The sequence below is a fragment of the Rhizobium sp. AN6A genome, assembly GCF_900215635.1.
Taxonomy (GTDB): domain Bacteria; phylum Pseudomonadota; class Alphaproteobacteria; order Rhizobiales; family Rhizobiaceae; genus Agrobacterium; species Agrobacterium tumefaciens.
In genome coordinates, this window is the sequence record NZ_OCNC01000003.1 from 266,769 (window position 1) to 282,273 (window position 15,505).

At 60.1% G+C, this 15,505-nt stretch carries 15 protein-coding genes; 4 read left to right on the forward strand and 11 right to left on the reverse strand.

Annotation, left to right across the window (positions count from 1 at the left end):
• Both CRO62_RS05110 and CRO62_RS05115 read left to right on the forward strand, forming a co-directional pair.
• A complete protein-coding gene (locus CRO62_RS05110; RefSeq protein WP_004431062.1) occupies positions 1-996 on the forward strand; it encodes a carbohydrate ABC transporter permease in 996 nt (331 codons plus the stop codon).
• Between the two features lie 2 nt (positions 997-998).
• Complete coding sequence (locus CRO62_RS05115; protein WP_013762383.1) at positions 999-2,057, forward strand: carbohydrate ABC transporter permease; 1,059 nt, start codon at positions 999-1,001, stop codon at positions 2,055-2,057.
• 10 nt (positions 2,058-2,067) lie between these two features.
• Here CRO62_RS05115 and CRO62_RS05120 read toward each other — a convergent pair whose 3' ends face one another.
• From CRO62_RS05120 to CRO62_RS05165, 9 genes are all read right to left on the reverse strand, one after another.
• Positions 2,068-3,114, reverse strand: a complete 1,047-nt coding sequence (locus CRO62_RS05120; protein WP_179784459.1) for a LacI family DNA-binding transcriptional regulator — start codon at positions 3,112-3,114, stop codon at positions 2,068-2,070.
• 220 nt (positions 3,115-3,334) lie between these two features.
• Positions 3,335-4,120, reverse strand: a complete 786-nt coding sequence (locus tag CRO62_RS05125) for a TIM barrel protein (RefSeq protein WP_097099456.1) — start codon at positions 4,118-4,120, stop codon at positions 3,335-3,337.
• A 9-nt stretch (positions 4,121-4,129) separates the two neighbouring features.
• Complete coding sequence (locus tag CRO62_RS05130) at positions 4,130-5,140, reverse strand: Gfo/Idh/MocA family protein (RefSeq protein WP_097099457.1); 1,011 nt, start codon at positions 5,138-5,140, stop codon at positions 4,130-4,132.
• Between the two features lie 10 nt (positions 5,141-5,150).
• Positions 5,151-6,050, reverse strand: coding sequence for a sugar phosphate isomerase/epimerase family protein (locus tag CRO62_RS05135; protein ID WP_097099458.1), 900 nt, complete (start codon positions 6,048-6,050; stop codon positions 5,151-5,153).
• 143 nt (positions 6,051-6,193) lie between these two features.
• On the reverse strand, positions 6,194-7,135 hold the full coding sequence (locus CRO62_RS05140) for a sugar ABC transporter substrate-binding protein (protein ID WP_097099459.1): 942 nt from the start codon (positions 7,133-7,135) through the stop codon (positions 6,194-6,196).
• Between the two features lie 282 nt (positions 7,136-7,417).
• Positions 7,418-8,446: a LacI family DNA-binding transcriptional regulator gene (locus tag CRO62_RS05145; protein ID WP_097099460.1), complete on the reverse strand. Its 1,029-nt coding sequence runs from the start codon at positions 8,444-8,446 to the stop codon at positions 7,418-7,420.
• 402 nt (positions 8,447-8,848) lie between these two features.
• On the reverse strand, positions 8,849-10,054 hold the full coding sequence (pcaF, locus tag CRO62_RS05155) for a 3-oxoadipyl-CoA thiolase (RefSeq protein WP_019567006.1): 1,206 nt from the start codon (positions 10,052-10,054) through the stop codon (positions 8,849-8,851).
• A gap of 10 nt (positions 10,055-10,064) precedes the next feature.
• Positions 10,065-10,760, reverse strand: coding sequence for a CoA transferase subunit B (locus tag CRO62_RS05160; protein WP_004431045.1), 696 nt, complete (start codon positions 10,758-10,760; stop codon positions 10,065-10,067).
• A complete protein-coding gene (locus CRO62_RS05165; RefSeq protein ID WP_060642652.1) occupies positions 10,757-11,464 on the reverse strand; it encodes a 3-oxoacid CoA-transferase subunit A in 708 nt (235 codons plus the stop codon). Before CRO62_RS05165 ends, CRO62_RS05160 begins: the two co-directional genes overlap by 4 nt.
• 136 nt (positions 11,465-11,600) lie before the next feature.
• On the opposite strand from CRO62_RS05165, the gene CRO62_RS05170 reads away from it, so the two are divergent.
• Positions 11,601-12,362, forward strand: a complete 762-nt coding sequence (locus CRO62_RS05170) for an IclR family transcriptional regulator (protein ID WP_097099462.1) — start codon at positions 11,601-11,603, stop codon at positions 12,360-12,362.
• Here CRO62_RS05170 and CRO62_RS05175 read toward each other — a convergent pair.
• Entirely contained in the window at positions 12,332-13,255 is a 924-nt protein-coding gene (locus tag CRO62_RS05175; protein ID WP_097099463.1) for a helix-turn-helix domain-containing protein, read from the reverse strand. The genes CRO62_RS05170 and CRO62_RS05175 overlap by 31 nt on opposite strands.
• A 120-nt stretch (positions 13,256-13,375) precedes the next feature.
• Here CRO62_RS05175 and pobA point away from each other — a divergent pair, with 120 nt between their 5' ends.
• Entirely contained in the window at positions 13,376-14,548 is a 1,173-nt protein-coding gene (gene pobA, locus CRO62_RS05180) for a 4-hydroxybenzoate 3-monooxygenase (protein ID WP_097099464.1), read from the forward strand.
• Here the strand turns inward: pobA and pcaQ are convergent.
• Positions 14,545-15,486, reverse strand: a complete 942-nt coding sequence (gene pcaQ / locus CRO62_RS05185) for a pca operon transcription factor PcaQ (protein ID WP_097099465.1) — start codon at positions 15,484-15,486, stop codon at positions 14,545-14,547. The genes pobA and pcaQ overlap by 4 nt on opposite strands.
• Positions 15,487-15,505 lie beyond the last annotated feature (19 nt).

A 15,505-nucleotide genomic window follows, 5' to 3' on the forward strand; every position in this document is an offset into this window, starting at 1 on the left:
ATGGCCAATCCGACGCTTGCGAGACTGTCCGACCGCGTGCTCGACGCCGTGATGGCAATCGCCGAAGTGCCGCTCAACCTCATAGAGCGGCTGATCGGCAAAAGGCGCATGCCCTATATCTTTCTGATGCCGAACCTGGTTCTCTTCGGCATCTTCACCTTCCTGCCGATTGCCATTGCCGTCGGTTACGCCTTTACCGGCGGCACCGAGCTGCTGATCACCGACCGCCCCTTTGTCGGTCTGGAGAATTTCGGCAAGCTGCTCGATTGCCAGAGCTATATGGACCCCGGAAGCTGCCGGGAATCGCTGTTCTGGACAGCGATCTGGAACACGCTCTGGTTCGTCGGCTTCAACGTTGTCGCAACGCTGTTCGTCGCGCTGGTCACGGCCCTCATTCTTAACAGGGCGATTGCCGCGCGCGGCTTCTTCCGCGCCATGTTCTTTTATCCCGTACTGCTGTCACCTGTCGTCATCGGCCTCATCTGGAAATGGTTCCTTGACCGCAACGGACTGCTGAACGCCTTCTTCCAGATGCTCGGCGTGCCGCCGGAAATCTTCCTGCTGGATGTCGGCTGGTCGCGCTTCTTCGTCGTGGTCGTATCCGTCTGGTTCCATATGGGCTTTTACACGCTCATCCTGCTGGCAGGGCTGCAGGCCATTCCCAAAGACCTTTATGAGGCAGCCGCAATCGACGCCGCTTCGCCCCGGCGCACATTGCTGCGCATCACCCTGCCGCTGCTGGCTCCCAACCTTCTCGTCGTACTGATCCTTTTGATGATCCGCTCAGTGCAAATATTTGATGAAGCGTGGGTTTTGACCAATGGTGGCGGGCCGGGCACGGCCAATACATTCGTGGTGCAATATATCTACCAGATGGCCTTCGGCAGCGATCTCAGGCTTTTCGGTCTCGCATCCGCCGCATCGGTTCTTATGGGCCTTGTTCTTCTCGCGCTGACGCTCGTGCAACTACGCCTCGGCAAAAAGATGGAGTCCTGATCATGTCCGGCAATATAAACGCAGTCACTTTCCTGACGCGAACCCGCCGCCCCGGCAGGATCGGTCTCACCGATATTCTCTCCTGGGTGTGGCTCATTGGCGGAACGCTCGCGGTGCTCATACCCGTCGTCTGGGCCGCCATGTCCTCGCTGAAGCCGGAAGCCGAGATCACACGGTTTCCGCCGAGCCTTCTGCCGCGCGCCGCCGTGCAGGTGGAGGTTCCAGGTTATGACAGGCCGCTCAGCCTCTGGACCGTCACCATCGACGGCATGGAGCGGGAGATGGCCATGGTCCGGCGCGTTGGCATCAAGGCGCAGATGGTGGATCCGGCCAATCCCGGCCCGCCGGTCAGCGTCGACACACGCGAAATGTCGCCCGTCCAGAAACTGACGATCGCGACGCAGAATTTCACCGATCCCTTGACCCAGTTCAACTTCCTGACTTTCCTGAAAAACTCGGTCTTCGTCACTGTTGTCGCGACGGTTTTAACCTTGATCGTCAACGCCATGGCGGCGTTTGCTCTCTCGAAATACCGCTTCCGCGGCGAGAAGGCGATTTTCGTGCTGATCATCTCCACACTGATGATCCCACTTACCGTCGTCATGGTACCAGCCTATCTTGTTATCGTCGGTGTCGGCCTCGTCGACAATCTCTGGGGTGTCATCATTCCCACCGTCGCGACACCAACCGGCGTGTTCCTGCTCCGGCAATACATGCTGACGATCCCCGATGAACTGATCGAAGCCGCGCGCGTCGATGCGGCCAGCGAATTCCGCATCTTCTGGCGCATCATCCTGCCGCTGACGGCACCTGCACTAGCGGTTCTCGCAATCTTCTCGGTGCTGTGGCGCTGGAACGACTTCCTCTGGCCGTTGATCGTCCTCAGCAGCCGCGAGAACTTCACGCTGCAAGTGGGCCTTAATGCCTTCCAGGGCGAGTTCTCGGTGCAATGGCACTATATTCTCGCCATGACCTTCCTCAGCCTGGCGCCGGTTACCGTCGTGTTCCTGTTCCTGCAACGCTATATCACGACAGGCATTGCTGGGACGGGCATGAAGTAAAAGCTCGGTATCATTTGGGGGGCGGTGCGATGCTGCCCCTCAGCACAAGTCGACAGCCAAGTTCCAGCCGGTGCGCAGGCCGGGTCGGGTCGGCGGCGACAAGCCGCTGCTCCAGCAGGGAAAGTGCCGCACCACCAAGCCTGTCGGCGGGCAATTGAATGGTGCTGAGCGGCGGCGCACTGAAGGCCGCCGGCATGATATCGTCAAAACCCAATACCGAAACGTCATCGGGAACCCGGACACCGGCGTCCGTCAGTGCTTTCAGACAGCCGAGTGCCAGATTGTCGGCAGCGCAGAAAATCGCCGTTGCATTTCTGAGCGGGCGCTCCTCGGCCAGCAGGCGACGAATGGCGGTTTCGCCCCATTGGGGTTCATAACTCTCCACCTCAATGACCATATCCGCAGGCACCGGAAACCCCGCCGCAAGAAATGCGTCGCTATAGCCGTCGTAACGGCGGCGGATCGTCGTGCGCCCCTTCCAGGTAATGTGCAGAATATTGCGATGCCCAAGGGAAAGCAGGTGCTCGATGCCGAGGCGGGCGCCGAAACGGTTCTCGGCCGTTACCGTATCGACGATCATGGCCGGGTCCTCGCCATTGATCAGCACCACCGGTTTGCCGAGCGCCGAAAGCGCCTGAACCAGTTGCGACCGGTCATCGTTCAACACCACGATGCCATCCACATTGTCGGCATCCGCCGCCTGCGCCACCGCGACAGGGTCAAGCCTGCTTGTGGCGCTGACGAAGGGCACGATGCGAATGCCGCGCCGTTCGCATTCGCGTCGGAAGCCGTTCAGCATCGTCCAGCTGACCATGTTGAGATCACTTTGCGGAGCCGCATCGTTGGTCATTGCCAGCAACACCACGCGCAGGGTCGCAATCGTCGCCTTCTGTCGGCGGTTTTCGAGATAACCGAGCGAACGGGCCGCTTCCAGCACCCGCTCGCGCACCAGCGTGGTCAAGGGGGCTGTGCCGTTAAGGGCGTGCGAAGCGGTGCTAAGCGAAACATTCGCCTGCTGCGCCACATCCTTAAGCGTCGTTTTCCTGTCTATTTTCATAAAAGGGAAATTCACCCATTCTTTTAAGGATGGGGCGGGCAAGAAACCGGCACAAAGCAGTTGATTTCAAGAATACCCGAGCCCGATTGCTGCTCTGTTTTGTCACGCAAAGAGTACAGCATCATCCGTAAAAGCGGAATTGATTTCTCTGTGTTTTCTGCCAATCAGCTTGTATTCGAACGCAAGCACCGCCTGCAGCAAACCGCAGACGGTGAGGCGGTCATAGCGCCTGGGAGATATGGTCGATACTGTCTCTGACGGCAGCAGCCGGGTCTTTCAACTCATGCACCTCAGCCGCGAAAGGCTCGAAGCTGTAAGGCCCCCTGTAGCCAGCTGCCTCCAGCGTCCTGATCTGGGCAAGATTCTCCAGCCGGTCGTCGCTATCCACCAGAACGCGGTGGGCGTCCAGCATGTGGGCGACGGAGACGGCGGGGTCGGTCACGCCTGATATGTGGACAAGGCCGGTGCGTTCGGGGAAAAACACCGTCTCTCCTGCCAGATGATGATGGAAGGTGTCGTGCACCAGCCTGTAGACATCGCCACCGCCTGCCGCGTCGATGGCCTTGACGGCCTCAGCCTTGGTGCGCAGCGACGAGACGGGGAAACCAAGCGGTTCGACAAGGCCGGTCAGCCCGCGTTCCTCGAGGATGGGCTTCATGGCCTTCAGCGCGGCCACGAGATCGTCGAAGGGTACCTGCCGGCCCTCGTTGAGCGGGCACATGACAAGCGCCTTCGCGCCGCTTGCGGCGGCGTAGTCAGCCATCATGACTGCCCTTTTTGGCAGATCGCCCGACCAGACGTTGAAGGGATAAAGCGCGTTGATGGAGATGATCGTCACGCCGGCCTTTTCGGCCGCGGCCTTCACGGCAGCCGGGTCCACCGTGCCGACGATGTCAGGCAGGTCGTTGCGGATTTCGACTTCGCTAAGGCCAAGATTGCGCGCTGTCGCGAAGAAGTCCTCGAGGGAGAGTTTTGGTGCGGTGATGTGGTTGATGGCAAAACGCATGAGATATCCTCACTTATAAAGGGCAGGACGCGCGGGAAGGTCGATGGCGACCGCAGCGCCACCGGTTTCCTGCGCGGCGACGCAGGCATCGGATGTGATGGCGGCCACGTAACCGTCCCAGGAATTCGGTCCGGCCGCGGTCCCCTTCGCCGCCGCATGGATGAAATCCTGCAACTCCACATCATAGCTCGCGATAAAGCGATCCTTCCAGTTGGTCAGGATATCGTTCTGCAGCTTGGCCCCGAGACGGGTCTGGACGGACATCGGTTCCGGCAGGCTGGCGATGCCATCCTCTCCCACCACCTGGCACTGAATATCGTAGCCGTAATGGCAATTGACGAAAATCTCGACGTCAATAATCGTGCCCTTGGCCGTTTCCAGAATGACGATCTGCGGGTCTTTCAGCTTCGCATGGCTGCGCACTGCGGAACGGGGAAAGAGAACCCGCGCCGAAACATAGTCATCGTCGAGCAGCCAGCGCAGCACGTCGATCTCGTGGATCATCGTGTCGTGGATGGCCATAGCAGTCACATATTGCTCCGGAACCGACGGGTTGCGATGGGCGGCATGCACCATGATCGGCGCGCCGATCCTGCTGTCGACGGCCTGTTTCAACGCCACATAACCGGCGTCATAACGGCGCATGAAGCCCACCTGAACCAGCCGCTTGCCCTGCGCCACCTCGGCGTCAACGACGCGTTTTGCCCCTTCGGCCGTTGTCGCCAGCGGCTTTTCGCAAAAGCAGGGCTTGCCGGCGGCAATGGCGGCCAGCACATATTGCTCATGCGTTGCACCCCAGGAGGTCACCAGAACGGCGTCCACATCCGGCGATGCAATCAGTTCCTCGCCGGTGGCGAAAATGACGGCGTCCGCAGCAATGTCGTTCTTCACCGCCTCGGCGGATGCAGGGTTGACGTCACTCAGCGCCACGACCTTTGCGCCTCCGAGGACCTTGTTGATGCGGCGGGCATGGTCACGGCCAATCGCGCCGGTGCCGATGACACCAATTCTCACAGTCATGGGAAAAACCTCACTTGCGGTATTTTTCGATATAGTTGTTGATCTCGGCGCACATGAACCTGCCCGATTCATCGGCCCTGTCCTCCCAGGCAAAAACACAGGAGGTCATGATGCCGTCGAAGCCGATTTCGGAAAGCGTGCCGAAGAAGTCGTCCCACGGCACCTCGCCCTGGCCGATGTTCAAGTGCTGGTGCACCCGCGCCTGCGTGCCGGGCGGGTTGAGAATGTAGCGCAGCCCTGAACTGGCCTTGTGATTGAAGGTGTCGCCGACATGCACGTGGGCGAGCACATCCTTCGCTTCGCGCAGCATCGCCTTGGTGTCGTCGCCGAAATAGAAGGTGTGCGGGGCGCAATAAAGAAACTTCACATTCTTCGAATTGACGGTGCGGATGATGTCGAGCGCCGGCTGAAGCGTCTCGCACCAGTCTTCCGGATGCGGCTCGACATGCAGATTGATGTTCTCGCGCTCGAAGATCGGCACAAGTTCTTCCATGGAGCGCCACCAGGCATCCTCGCAGGCCTCGATCATCGAGCCGGTATGGCAGCAATAGCAGGAACCCTTGTCGGGATGTGGTCCACGGCCAAATTCGGAGTTCATCGTGTCGACCTCCAGTTCGACGGCGATCTCGATGGCGCGTTTCCAGTGCTTCACTGCCGCCTGCCGTTCGGTCTCGTCATTGGAGGCCCAGCGATACATCGGCAGCAGCGAGGCAATCTTGACGTTTTCAGCCGCCAGCGCCTTCTTGAACGAGCGGATCCTTTCGGGAAACACGCGCGGCGCCTTGAACCATTCGAGGAAATCGGCGCGCGGGCTGAGCTCGATCCAGTCGTAGCCGAGCTCCCTAACTTTGGCGGGAAGGGCTTCGAGGCTGAGATGGCGGTGCATGAACGGGTCGATGGCGATGCGCATTTACGCTTCCTTGTCGTCGGTATCTGTTGAGGTCGTTGCGGACAGGTTGGGCCGCGGTCCGGGAGAAGAGACCGCGGCCTTGGGCCGGCTTTTCCATCAGCGGCCCCTTGGTTTATTCCCGGCATTCCCAGTGAATGCCGAAATCAGTTCTTCGCCTGATAATCCTTGAGGTTGGCGGGTGTAACGAGTTCGAAGGGCACGAAGACCTTCTTGTCGATCATCTCGCCCTTGGCGAGTTTCAGCGCGGCATCCACCGCGCCCTTGCCCTGGCCGGCGGCATTCTGGAAAACACTGACATCCAGTTCGCCCGCCGCCATCGCGGCAAGTGCATCCTGGGTCGCGTCGATACCCGCGATGATGACGCCGTCCATCGGCCGGCCGGTCGCCTTCAGCGACTGGATCGCGCCGATCGCCATCTCGTCATTGTTGGAAATCACCGCATCGAACTCAACGCCAGCCGAGAGCCAGTTGGTCATCAGGTCCGACCCCTGCGTGCGCGACCAGTTGGCGGATTGCTCCTCAACGAGCTTGATGAAGCTGCAATCCGGAGTGGCGACGACCTCCTTGATGTCCTCTGTCCGCATGCGAGCCGCCTGGTTGGAGAGCTCGCCCATCATCACCACGGCCTTGGCCTCCGTCTTGCCGGCAGTTTTCAGAAGCCGGCAGACCTCCTGCGTCTGCAACGTTCCCGACTGTTTTTCATCGGAAGCGACGAAGGCCTGCTTGTCCGGCAGATTGTCGAGATTGACCGGCTGGCGGTTGACGTAGACAAGCGGAATGCCGGCTGCGGCAGCCGCCTGCGAAAGCGCCACCGTCGCATCCGTATCGACGGGATTGACGATGATGGCGTCGACGCCGGCGGCGACGAAGTTCTGCACCTGGCTCAATTGTTTGCCGACATCGTTCTGGGCGTCCTCGATCTGCAGCGAGACACCGTTCATGCCCTTCGAATAGTCGATCATGCCGTTACGCAGCACGGTCAGGAAATTGTCGTCGAACAGGGCCATCGAAACGCCGATGGTCTGAGCCGAAGCCGTGGTCGCCAGCATGGTGGCCAGAGCCGCAATCGCAAAATGTCTTTTCATGTCATCCTCCTCCGAAACTCTTGAAAAGAAACCGGTCGCACAGCCGCAAGTGCATCGCGCCGCAACCGCTTTCCGGCAAAAGGATACCCGTCGCCGAAGATGGAAATCTGCGGCGTTTGGCAACCTTGAAACATCGTTATTGTCGTGGATCAGCCTCCTGCCCGCTCCACATGCCGGCAACATGATCCTAGTCCGGGGCCGGCGTCAACGCGTCTTCGGCGGGCAAAACCATCATGGCTGATAGAAATAGACGTGGCATTTATGATAGAATCTATCAAACCATCAAAGGCTCTCAGGAACCCATAGATGAGCGGGCACAAATCTCTGTCCCGGTGTTTCCGCCATGCCGTGTTCGATGGTGTGAACCATGGTGGCAACAAGATCCGTGCATAGTTCGCGAAGCGGTGTCTGGAACACGCCGGTAATACGCCGCTCAAGCAACGCCTGACGGGATTCCGGCGTCAACTCGTTGACGAGGCAGACGATGGTTTCCTGGCGGTTCTCCTGCTGCAAGGCCTCGATCACGCCTTCCATGCCGCCACCGATGCAATAGATGCCGACGAGATCTTGGTGTTTGGCGATGGTGTCCATGACAAGCTCGTAGGTCAGCCGCCGCGTTTCCAGCGTGATCAGCGCATCCATCACCTCGAATTCCGGCGCATATTCCCTGATATAGCTGCGAAAACCGGTTTCCCGCAGCGAATGACCGTGAAAACGGTGGCCGCCGAGCAATAGCAACACCTTGCCCTTGCTGCGCGCCAGCCGCGAGATCATCCAGGCCGCCGTGCGCCCGACCTTCATGTTATTCGCGCCAAGATAGGCCTCCCGCACGCCCTGCGCGAAATCGGAAAGCAGGGAGAAGGTGGGAATGCCCTTGGCTTTCAGCGCCTCGACGGCCGCTGTAACGTCGTGATGGTCAGGCCCGGTGGCCGCCACGGCCTGCACCCGGCCTTTCATGCCGGACAGAAGGGCCGCAAGCTCGCTCGGCTCGCCCGACTGCGCAAATTCGATACGCAGGTTCAGATGGCGATCCCTGACGTTGCGCGCCGCAAGCTCCAGCTCATCGGCAAATGTCTGGTAAAAGGAGTGCCGTTCTTTCCGCAGAATGATGCCGAGATTGTAGGATGGCAGATCGGCCAGCATGCGCTGGCGGATGATGTTGGTGGCATGAAAGCCGATCTTCTCCGCCGCCTCGAACACCCGTTTGGAGGTTTCTTCACGCACCGGCAGGCGACCATTCAACACCCTGTCGACAGTCGCAACGCTGACGCCGGCGGCGTTTGCAACATCTGTGATTGTCGGACGCTTCATGAAGACACCCCTTACACGGAAAGAATCCTGTCATATCCCGCAAAACATGTCACGGATCATGATAGAATCCAACGCATACCGAGATTTCGGCGAGGGGTGCCATAGCACGCGGCATAAATATTGATGGCTGGGGTGTCCGGTGCGAGGCCTGCTTTTCCACTTCCCTCATCTTTGTGCTTGTCACAGATATCCAGCCAGCCCAAGTCCTTCGGCTGAAAAGACTCCCTCCGCCGCGCAGACGCGCGTCGGCTGGATTCCTGTGACAAGCACAGGAATGAGGGGAGTTGGAATGCACCAACGCGAGAAAATCATGCGTGTAGTTCCTGAGCACCTGCCGACATAGGTGAAGACATGGCGGCAGCGGCATTCGGACCATCACTATGGCCGAATGCCGCGATCCCGTCAGACCCGCTCGAGCGCCACGGCAATGCCCTGCCCGACGCCGATGCACATGGTCGAGAGCGCATAACGCTTGCCGGTCAGAGAAAGCTCGAGTGCTGCGGTGCCGGCAATGCGCGCACCGGACATGCCGAGCGGATGCCCAAGCGCAATCGCGCCGCCATTTGCATTCACCCGCGCATCGTCATCGGCAATGCCGAGCTGGCGAAGCGTTGCGAGACCCTGGCTGGCGAAGGCTTCGTTCAGCTCGATCACGTCAAGCTCTTCCTGCTTCAATCCGAGCCGTGCGAGGAGCTTGGCCGAGGCCGGGGCCGGGCCGATGCCCATGACGCGCGGCGGAACGCCGGCAGTTGCTCCGCCGAGAATGCGGGCAATCGGCGTCAGGCCGTATTTCTTTGCGGCTTCAGCCGAAGCGATGATGAGAGCCGCCGCACCGTCATTGACGCCGGATGCATTGCCGGCCGTCACTGTCGCACCGTCGCGCTTGTTGACCGGCTTCAGCTTTGCAAGGGCTTCAAGGCTCGTCGCGCGCGGATGTTCGTCTTTAGACACCACCAGCGGATCGCCCTTGCGCTGCGGGATCGTGACCGAGACGATTTCCTTGTCGAGGCGGCCATTGGCCTGCGCGTCGGCTGCCTTTTGCTGGCTGCGAACGGCAAAGGCGTCCTGATCTTCGCGGGAGACCTGATAATCGACGGCGACGTTATCACCGGTCTCCGGCATGGAATCGACGCCATATTGCGCCTTCATCAGCGGGTTGACGAAACGCCAGCCGATGGTCGTGTCGTAGATTTCGGCATTGCGGGAAAAGGCACTTTCGGCCTTGGGCAGCACAAAGGGCGCGCGGCTCATGCTTTCCACGCCGCCTGCGATCATCAATTCCGCCTCGCCGGATTTGACGGCACGGGCAGCGGCGATGACAGCGTCCATGCCCGAACCGCACAACCGGTTGATGGTGGTTCCGGTCACCGAAACCGGCAGGCCCGCCAGCAGCAGCGACATGCGGGCAACATTGCGGTTATCTTCGCCCGCCTGGTTGGCGCAGCCGAAGATCACGTCCTCGACGGCTTCCCAATCCACGGACGGGTTACGCTCGACAAGCGCCCGCAAAGGCACTGCACCGAGATCGTCAGCGCGCACTGAAGACAATGCGCCGCCGAAACGGCCGATTGGTGTGCGGATATAGTCGCAGATGAATGCATCGGTCATCGGTTGTTCCTCAAAGTTCCGGGGCGACAAGATCGGCGACTTCGCCATCGACATGGAGAGGCGCGCCGGTCATGGCCTGCAATTCATCGAAGCTCATCGCCGCCAGTTTTTCGCGCAAAACGAAACGGCCATCCACGACGTCAATCACCGCATGGCTGGTATAGATACGGGTGATGCAGCCGACGCCGGTCAGCGGAAAGGCGCATTTTTCGACGAGCTTCGGCTCGCCGTTCTTCGTCACATGTTCGGTGATGACGAAAACCTGCTTGGCGCCATGCACCAGATCCATGGCGCCGCCAACAGCGGGCACGCCCTTGGAGCCAACGCGCCAATTGGCGAGATCACCATTCTGCGCCACCTGATAGGCGCCGAGGATCGCCACATCCAGATGCCCGCCGCGCACCATGGCGAAGCTGTCGGCATGGTGGAAGAAGGAGGCGCCCGGCTTCAGCGTCACGGCCTTCTTGCCGGCATTGATGAGGTTCCAGTCCTCTTCACCTTCCGGCGGCGCTTCGCCGAAATTCAGGATGCCATTTTCGGTGTGAAAGATGGCCTGACGGCCGGGCGGCTGGTAACGGGCGACCATTTCGGGAAAACCGATACCGAGATTGACGTAAGCGCCATCCTCGATGTCCTGCGCCGCGCGCCAGGCGATCTGGGCGTTGGAAAGCTTGATATCGTCGCGAGTGTTGATTGGCTGGGTCATGCGTAGGCTACTCCCGCACGAATGAGAATTTCTTCCTGTTGCGGATCGGCGATTTCCACGACGCCGTTGACGAAAATGCCTGGCGTGACGACATGCTCGGGGTCGATCTCGCCGGCAGCGACGATCTTCGAGACCTGGGCGATGGTGGTGGCTGCCGCCATGCACATCAGCGGGTTAAAATTGCGCCCCGCCTTGTTGTAGGTGAGATTGCCGTAGGTATCGCCAAGCTCAGCCTTGACGATGGCGAAATCCGCCTTCAGCCAGCGTTCCTGAACATACGACCGGCCGTCGAATTCGGCGATCGGCTTGCCATTGGCAAGCTCCGTGCCGAAGGCAGTCGGGGTGTAGAATGCCGGAATGCCCGCGCCACCGGCACGGATACGCTCGGCAAGCGTGCCCTGCGGCACAAGTTCCAGCTCGATTTCGCCGGCCAGATATCTGTCGGTGAAAGCGCGCGGATCGGAAGAGCGCGGAAACGAGCAGATCATCTTCTTGACCATGCCCGCATCGATCATTGCGGCAATGCCGATACGGCCATTGCCGGCGTTGTTGTTGATGACCGTCAGGTTTTTCGGTCCCTTGTCGATCAGGGCGTGGATCAGCTCGATGGGCGCGCCGGAGCCGCCAAAACCGCCGATCATCACCGTCGCGCCGTCGCCGATACCGGAAATGGCATCAGTCGCGCTCTTGATTGTCTTGTCCATATCAATCCTCCGTCCAGCCGAACAATGGGAATTCGCAAGGCTGCTTGGCGCAGAGCTAAATCCGAATCCGCCTCGACGGCAACAATTTTGTGCGTTATATGATTTTTGTTCGTATATCGCACAAATGGAGCGTGACATGGCCGTCAATGAAAGAGACATGATGGGCGGTCTCGCCAAGGGGCTGAAGGTGATCGAGGCGTTCAGCGCCGAGCGCCCGCGCCTGTCCATATCCGATGCCGCTGACATCGCAGGCCTTGACCGCGCCACCACGCGGCGCTGTCTGCTGACACTGTCGGAAATGGGTTACGCCGCCTATGACGGCAAGTTCTTCACTGTGACGCCCAAGGTTCTGCGGCTTGGAACCGGCTGTCTTGCCACCATGCCGCTACCACGCATCGTCCAGCCCCTTCTCGACCGTCTTTCGGAAGAGATCGGCCACAGCACATCAGTCTCCATTCTGGACGATACCGAAATCGTCTATGTGGCACGCGCCGCCCAGCAGCGGGTCATGTCCATCGCCCTCATGCCTGGCTCTCGCCTGCCCGCCTATTGCACTTCCATGGGCCGCGTTCTCCTCTCAGCCCTCACACCGGAACGGCAGCGCGAGGTCCTGGAACACACGCGGCTGGTGGCACGGACGGAAAAGACGATGACCGGTATCGACGCCCTGCTCGACGAACTCGAGGCGACCCGCAATCGCGGTTATGCCCTGATCGATCAGGAGGTGGAGATCGGCCTTCGCTCCATTGCCGTGCCGATGAAAACCGTGCGCGGGCAGACGGTCGCAGCACTCAATGTCGGGCTTGCCGCCTCGGTAGCGTCGATGGACGATCTGGTAGAGCGTTATCTGCCGGCACTGCTTTCCGTTCAGCGTGAACTGGGAAGAATGCTTGCCTGAGGTGAGGCCGAAGCCGCGCCGTCATCTCCCATTTTCCGCCGTTCAGCCAATCGCCATGCCCGGGGTGTCATGCCTGTTTCCCGCTTGAAGAAGCGGTTGAAATAGGCCGGATCGGCAAAACCGAGATCTTCCGCAATCATCTGCACGGTCGATACGGTGAAGATCAGTTCCTGCTGGGCGATCTCGATCTGTCGCCTGGCGACAAGCCGTTGCAGGCTGAGGCCGGAAACGGAACGGACGAGACGGTTGAGATGGGTCTCGGAAAGGCCGAGCTTCTGCGCATAAAACGCCGCCTTGCCCGGCTCGCGAATATGTCGGGCGATCAGTGACAGCAGGAGTTCGAAGCGCTGTTCCGCAGGGCCTTCCCCGGTTCTCTCCAGCAGAGGCCGCGCCGCTCGCGCAAGAAGCGCAGCCACGGTGGCAAGCTGACCTTCGATCATGGCCTCCCGGCCTATCTCGTGGCTTTCATACTCCGCGGAGATATGTTCGAAATCCCTGCGCAATCGGTCGCCCCCGGAGAAATCCTGCAACGGCAACAATACGGGCTGCTGGAAATTCCGCAGCAGCAGCGCCTGCACGGATGCGGCAAGCGCGCCCGGCAGCACGGTGACGATCACCCCGCCAATATCGCGCGAAAAACGAAAGCCGTGCTCGAAACCCGGCGGCACGACAATGGCGACTGGTGGGCGGATAGCCTCGGTGCGACCATCCAGCAACGCATCGCCCTCGCCGCCCCAAATGTACAAGATCTGCAGGAACGCGGCATGCCGGTGCAGGCCGATTTCAAAGCGATGCAGGCTGCTTCTGGAAAAAAGCGTCTCGCAATGAAAGCGGAAAGCGGTTCCTTGCGCTGTCTCCTCGCCATATAGGCCTTCATTCGCCGCAACCCGCATACCACCCCCGGCTCCCCCTCATCATGGTCGAATTGTGCAATTTACGGATCAGAAAGTCCATTGAGCTTGTGACACGCTTTGGTCAATTTCCTGACAGGAGACAATTCCGGGAGGAAACTAATGCGCACCAAGGTCGTCATCATCGGCTCCGGCCCTTCGGGTCTGCTGCTCGGTCAGCTGCTTGCCAATGAAGGCATCGATACCGTCATTCTCGACCGGGCCGGCAAGGACTACATCCTCGGTCGGGTCCGCGCTGGGGTGCTGGAAGAAGGCACAGTGCACCTTCTGGAAAAGGTTGGCGCCGACAAACGCCTGCACAAGGAAGGTCTGCCACATGACGGTTTCTCGCTGACCTTTGACGGGCGCGATCACCGTATCGACCTCTTCGATCTGACCGGCGGCAAACGTGTCATGGTCTACGGTCAGACGGAGGTGACGCACGACCTGATGGATGCCCGCGAAAAAGCGGGGCTTACCACAATCTATGAAGCCTCGAATGTGGAGCCACATGATTTCGATGGCACCAGCCCCTATGTCACCTATGAGAAAGACGGCGTAAGCCACCGGATCGATTGTGATTTTATTGCCGGATGCGATGGGTTTCACGGCGTCAGCCGCAAATCCGTGCCTGAGCGCTCGATCAAGGAATTCGAGAAGATATATCCCTTCGGCTGGCTCGGTATTCTGGCCGAAGTGCCGCCTGTCAGCCACGAACTCATCTATGCCAACCATCCGCGTGGTTTTGCGCTCTGTTCCATGCGCTCGCACACCCGCAGCCGCTATTACCTGCAATGTTCGCTGGAAGACCGGCCGGAGGACTGGAGCGACGAGCGCTTCTGGGATGAAATCCGCCGCCGCCTGCCGGAAAACCACGCCGATGCCCTGGTGACCGGACCGTCATTTGAAAAATCTATCGCACCGCTTCGGTCCTTCGTGTGCGAACCGATGCGCTTCGGGCGATTGTTTCTGGCGGGCGACGCCGCCCACATCGTGCCGCCGACCGGCGCCAAGGGCCTCAACCTTGCTGCCAGCGACGTGCATTATCTCAGCGAGGCGCTGGTCGAATTTTACCGTGAAGGGACGGAAGCGGGCATCGATTCCTATTCGCAGAAAGCGCTATCCCGCGTCTGGAAGGCCGTGCGCTTTTCCTGGTGGATGACAACCATGATGCACCGCTTTCCCGATACCGGCGAATTTGGCCAGCGCATTCAGGAAGCGGAGCTGGATTACCTCGTGCATTCCCGCGCTGCCTCCACGGCGCTTGCGGAAAACTATGTCGGGCTTCCCTATTAGGAAACAGTTTCAGACTTCGGGTCGAGCAGTTCGCGCGCAGCTTCGCGAATGGCCTGTATCAGCAGCGACAGCGGCAGTGAGGGCTGCGTATCGGCCCGCACCGTCAAGCCGACCGGGCCGCTGGTATCGCCGGTATCGACCGGCAGGATCGCCAGAGTTCCATCCGCCACATCGCCTGCGACCACCCCTTCCGAAATGATCCAGACGGCATCACTGGTGCGCAGGAACGCGCGGCCAAACGCATCCGATACCGTTTCGATGCGGATTGGCAAGGCCGGCACCCCATTGGCGATCAGGAACTGCTCGACGATGGGACCGATCACCGACTGGCGAGTGGGGATCAATACCGGGAACTCGTGCAGGTGATCGAAAACCGAAATGCCCGGCGACAGCAGCGGATGGCCGGCGTGCACGACGAACCGCACCTTTTCGGAATAGAGATGCTCGAAGGAAAAGCCCGCCATCTTTTCCGGCGCAGCCAGCCGCCCGACGACGAGATCCAGATCACCGACGCGCAACTGCTCCAGAAGAACGGCATTGTCACCGGTGACGATCTTGACCGGGCTGCCGGTTTTTTCCGAAAGAAACCCAGCCATGGCTTTCGGCATGATCCTCACCGAAACCGTCGGCAAGGCACCGACGCGAACCGGCGGGCCGGCACGCGCCGCCTCCTGCGAGACGGAATCGACCGCATGGCGAAGTGCCGTCATCGTCGCCCCGGCATGGCGCAGGAACACCTCGCCATAGCGGCTGATGCGGATGCCGCGCCCCTCGCGGTCGAACAGCGAGACGCCGAGAATCTCCTCGAGTTCGCGGATGGTTTTCGTTACCGCCGGCTGGCTGACATGCAGGATTTCCGCCGCACGAATGACGCTTTTCTGGCGCGCCACCTCCACGAAGGTCTGAAGATGCCGGAACTTTATACGCTGCTCAACCATCGAACATATAATCCATTGG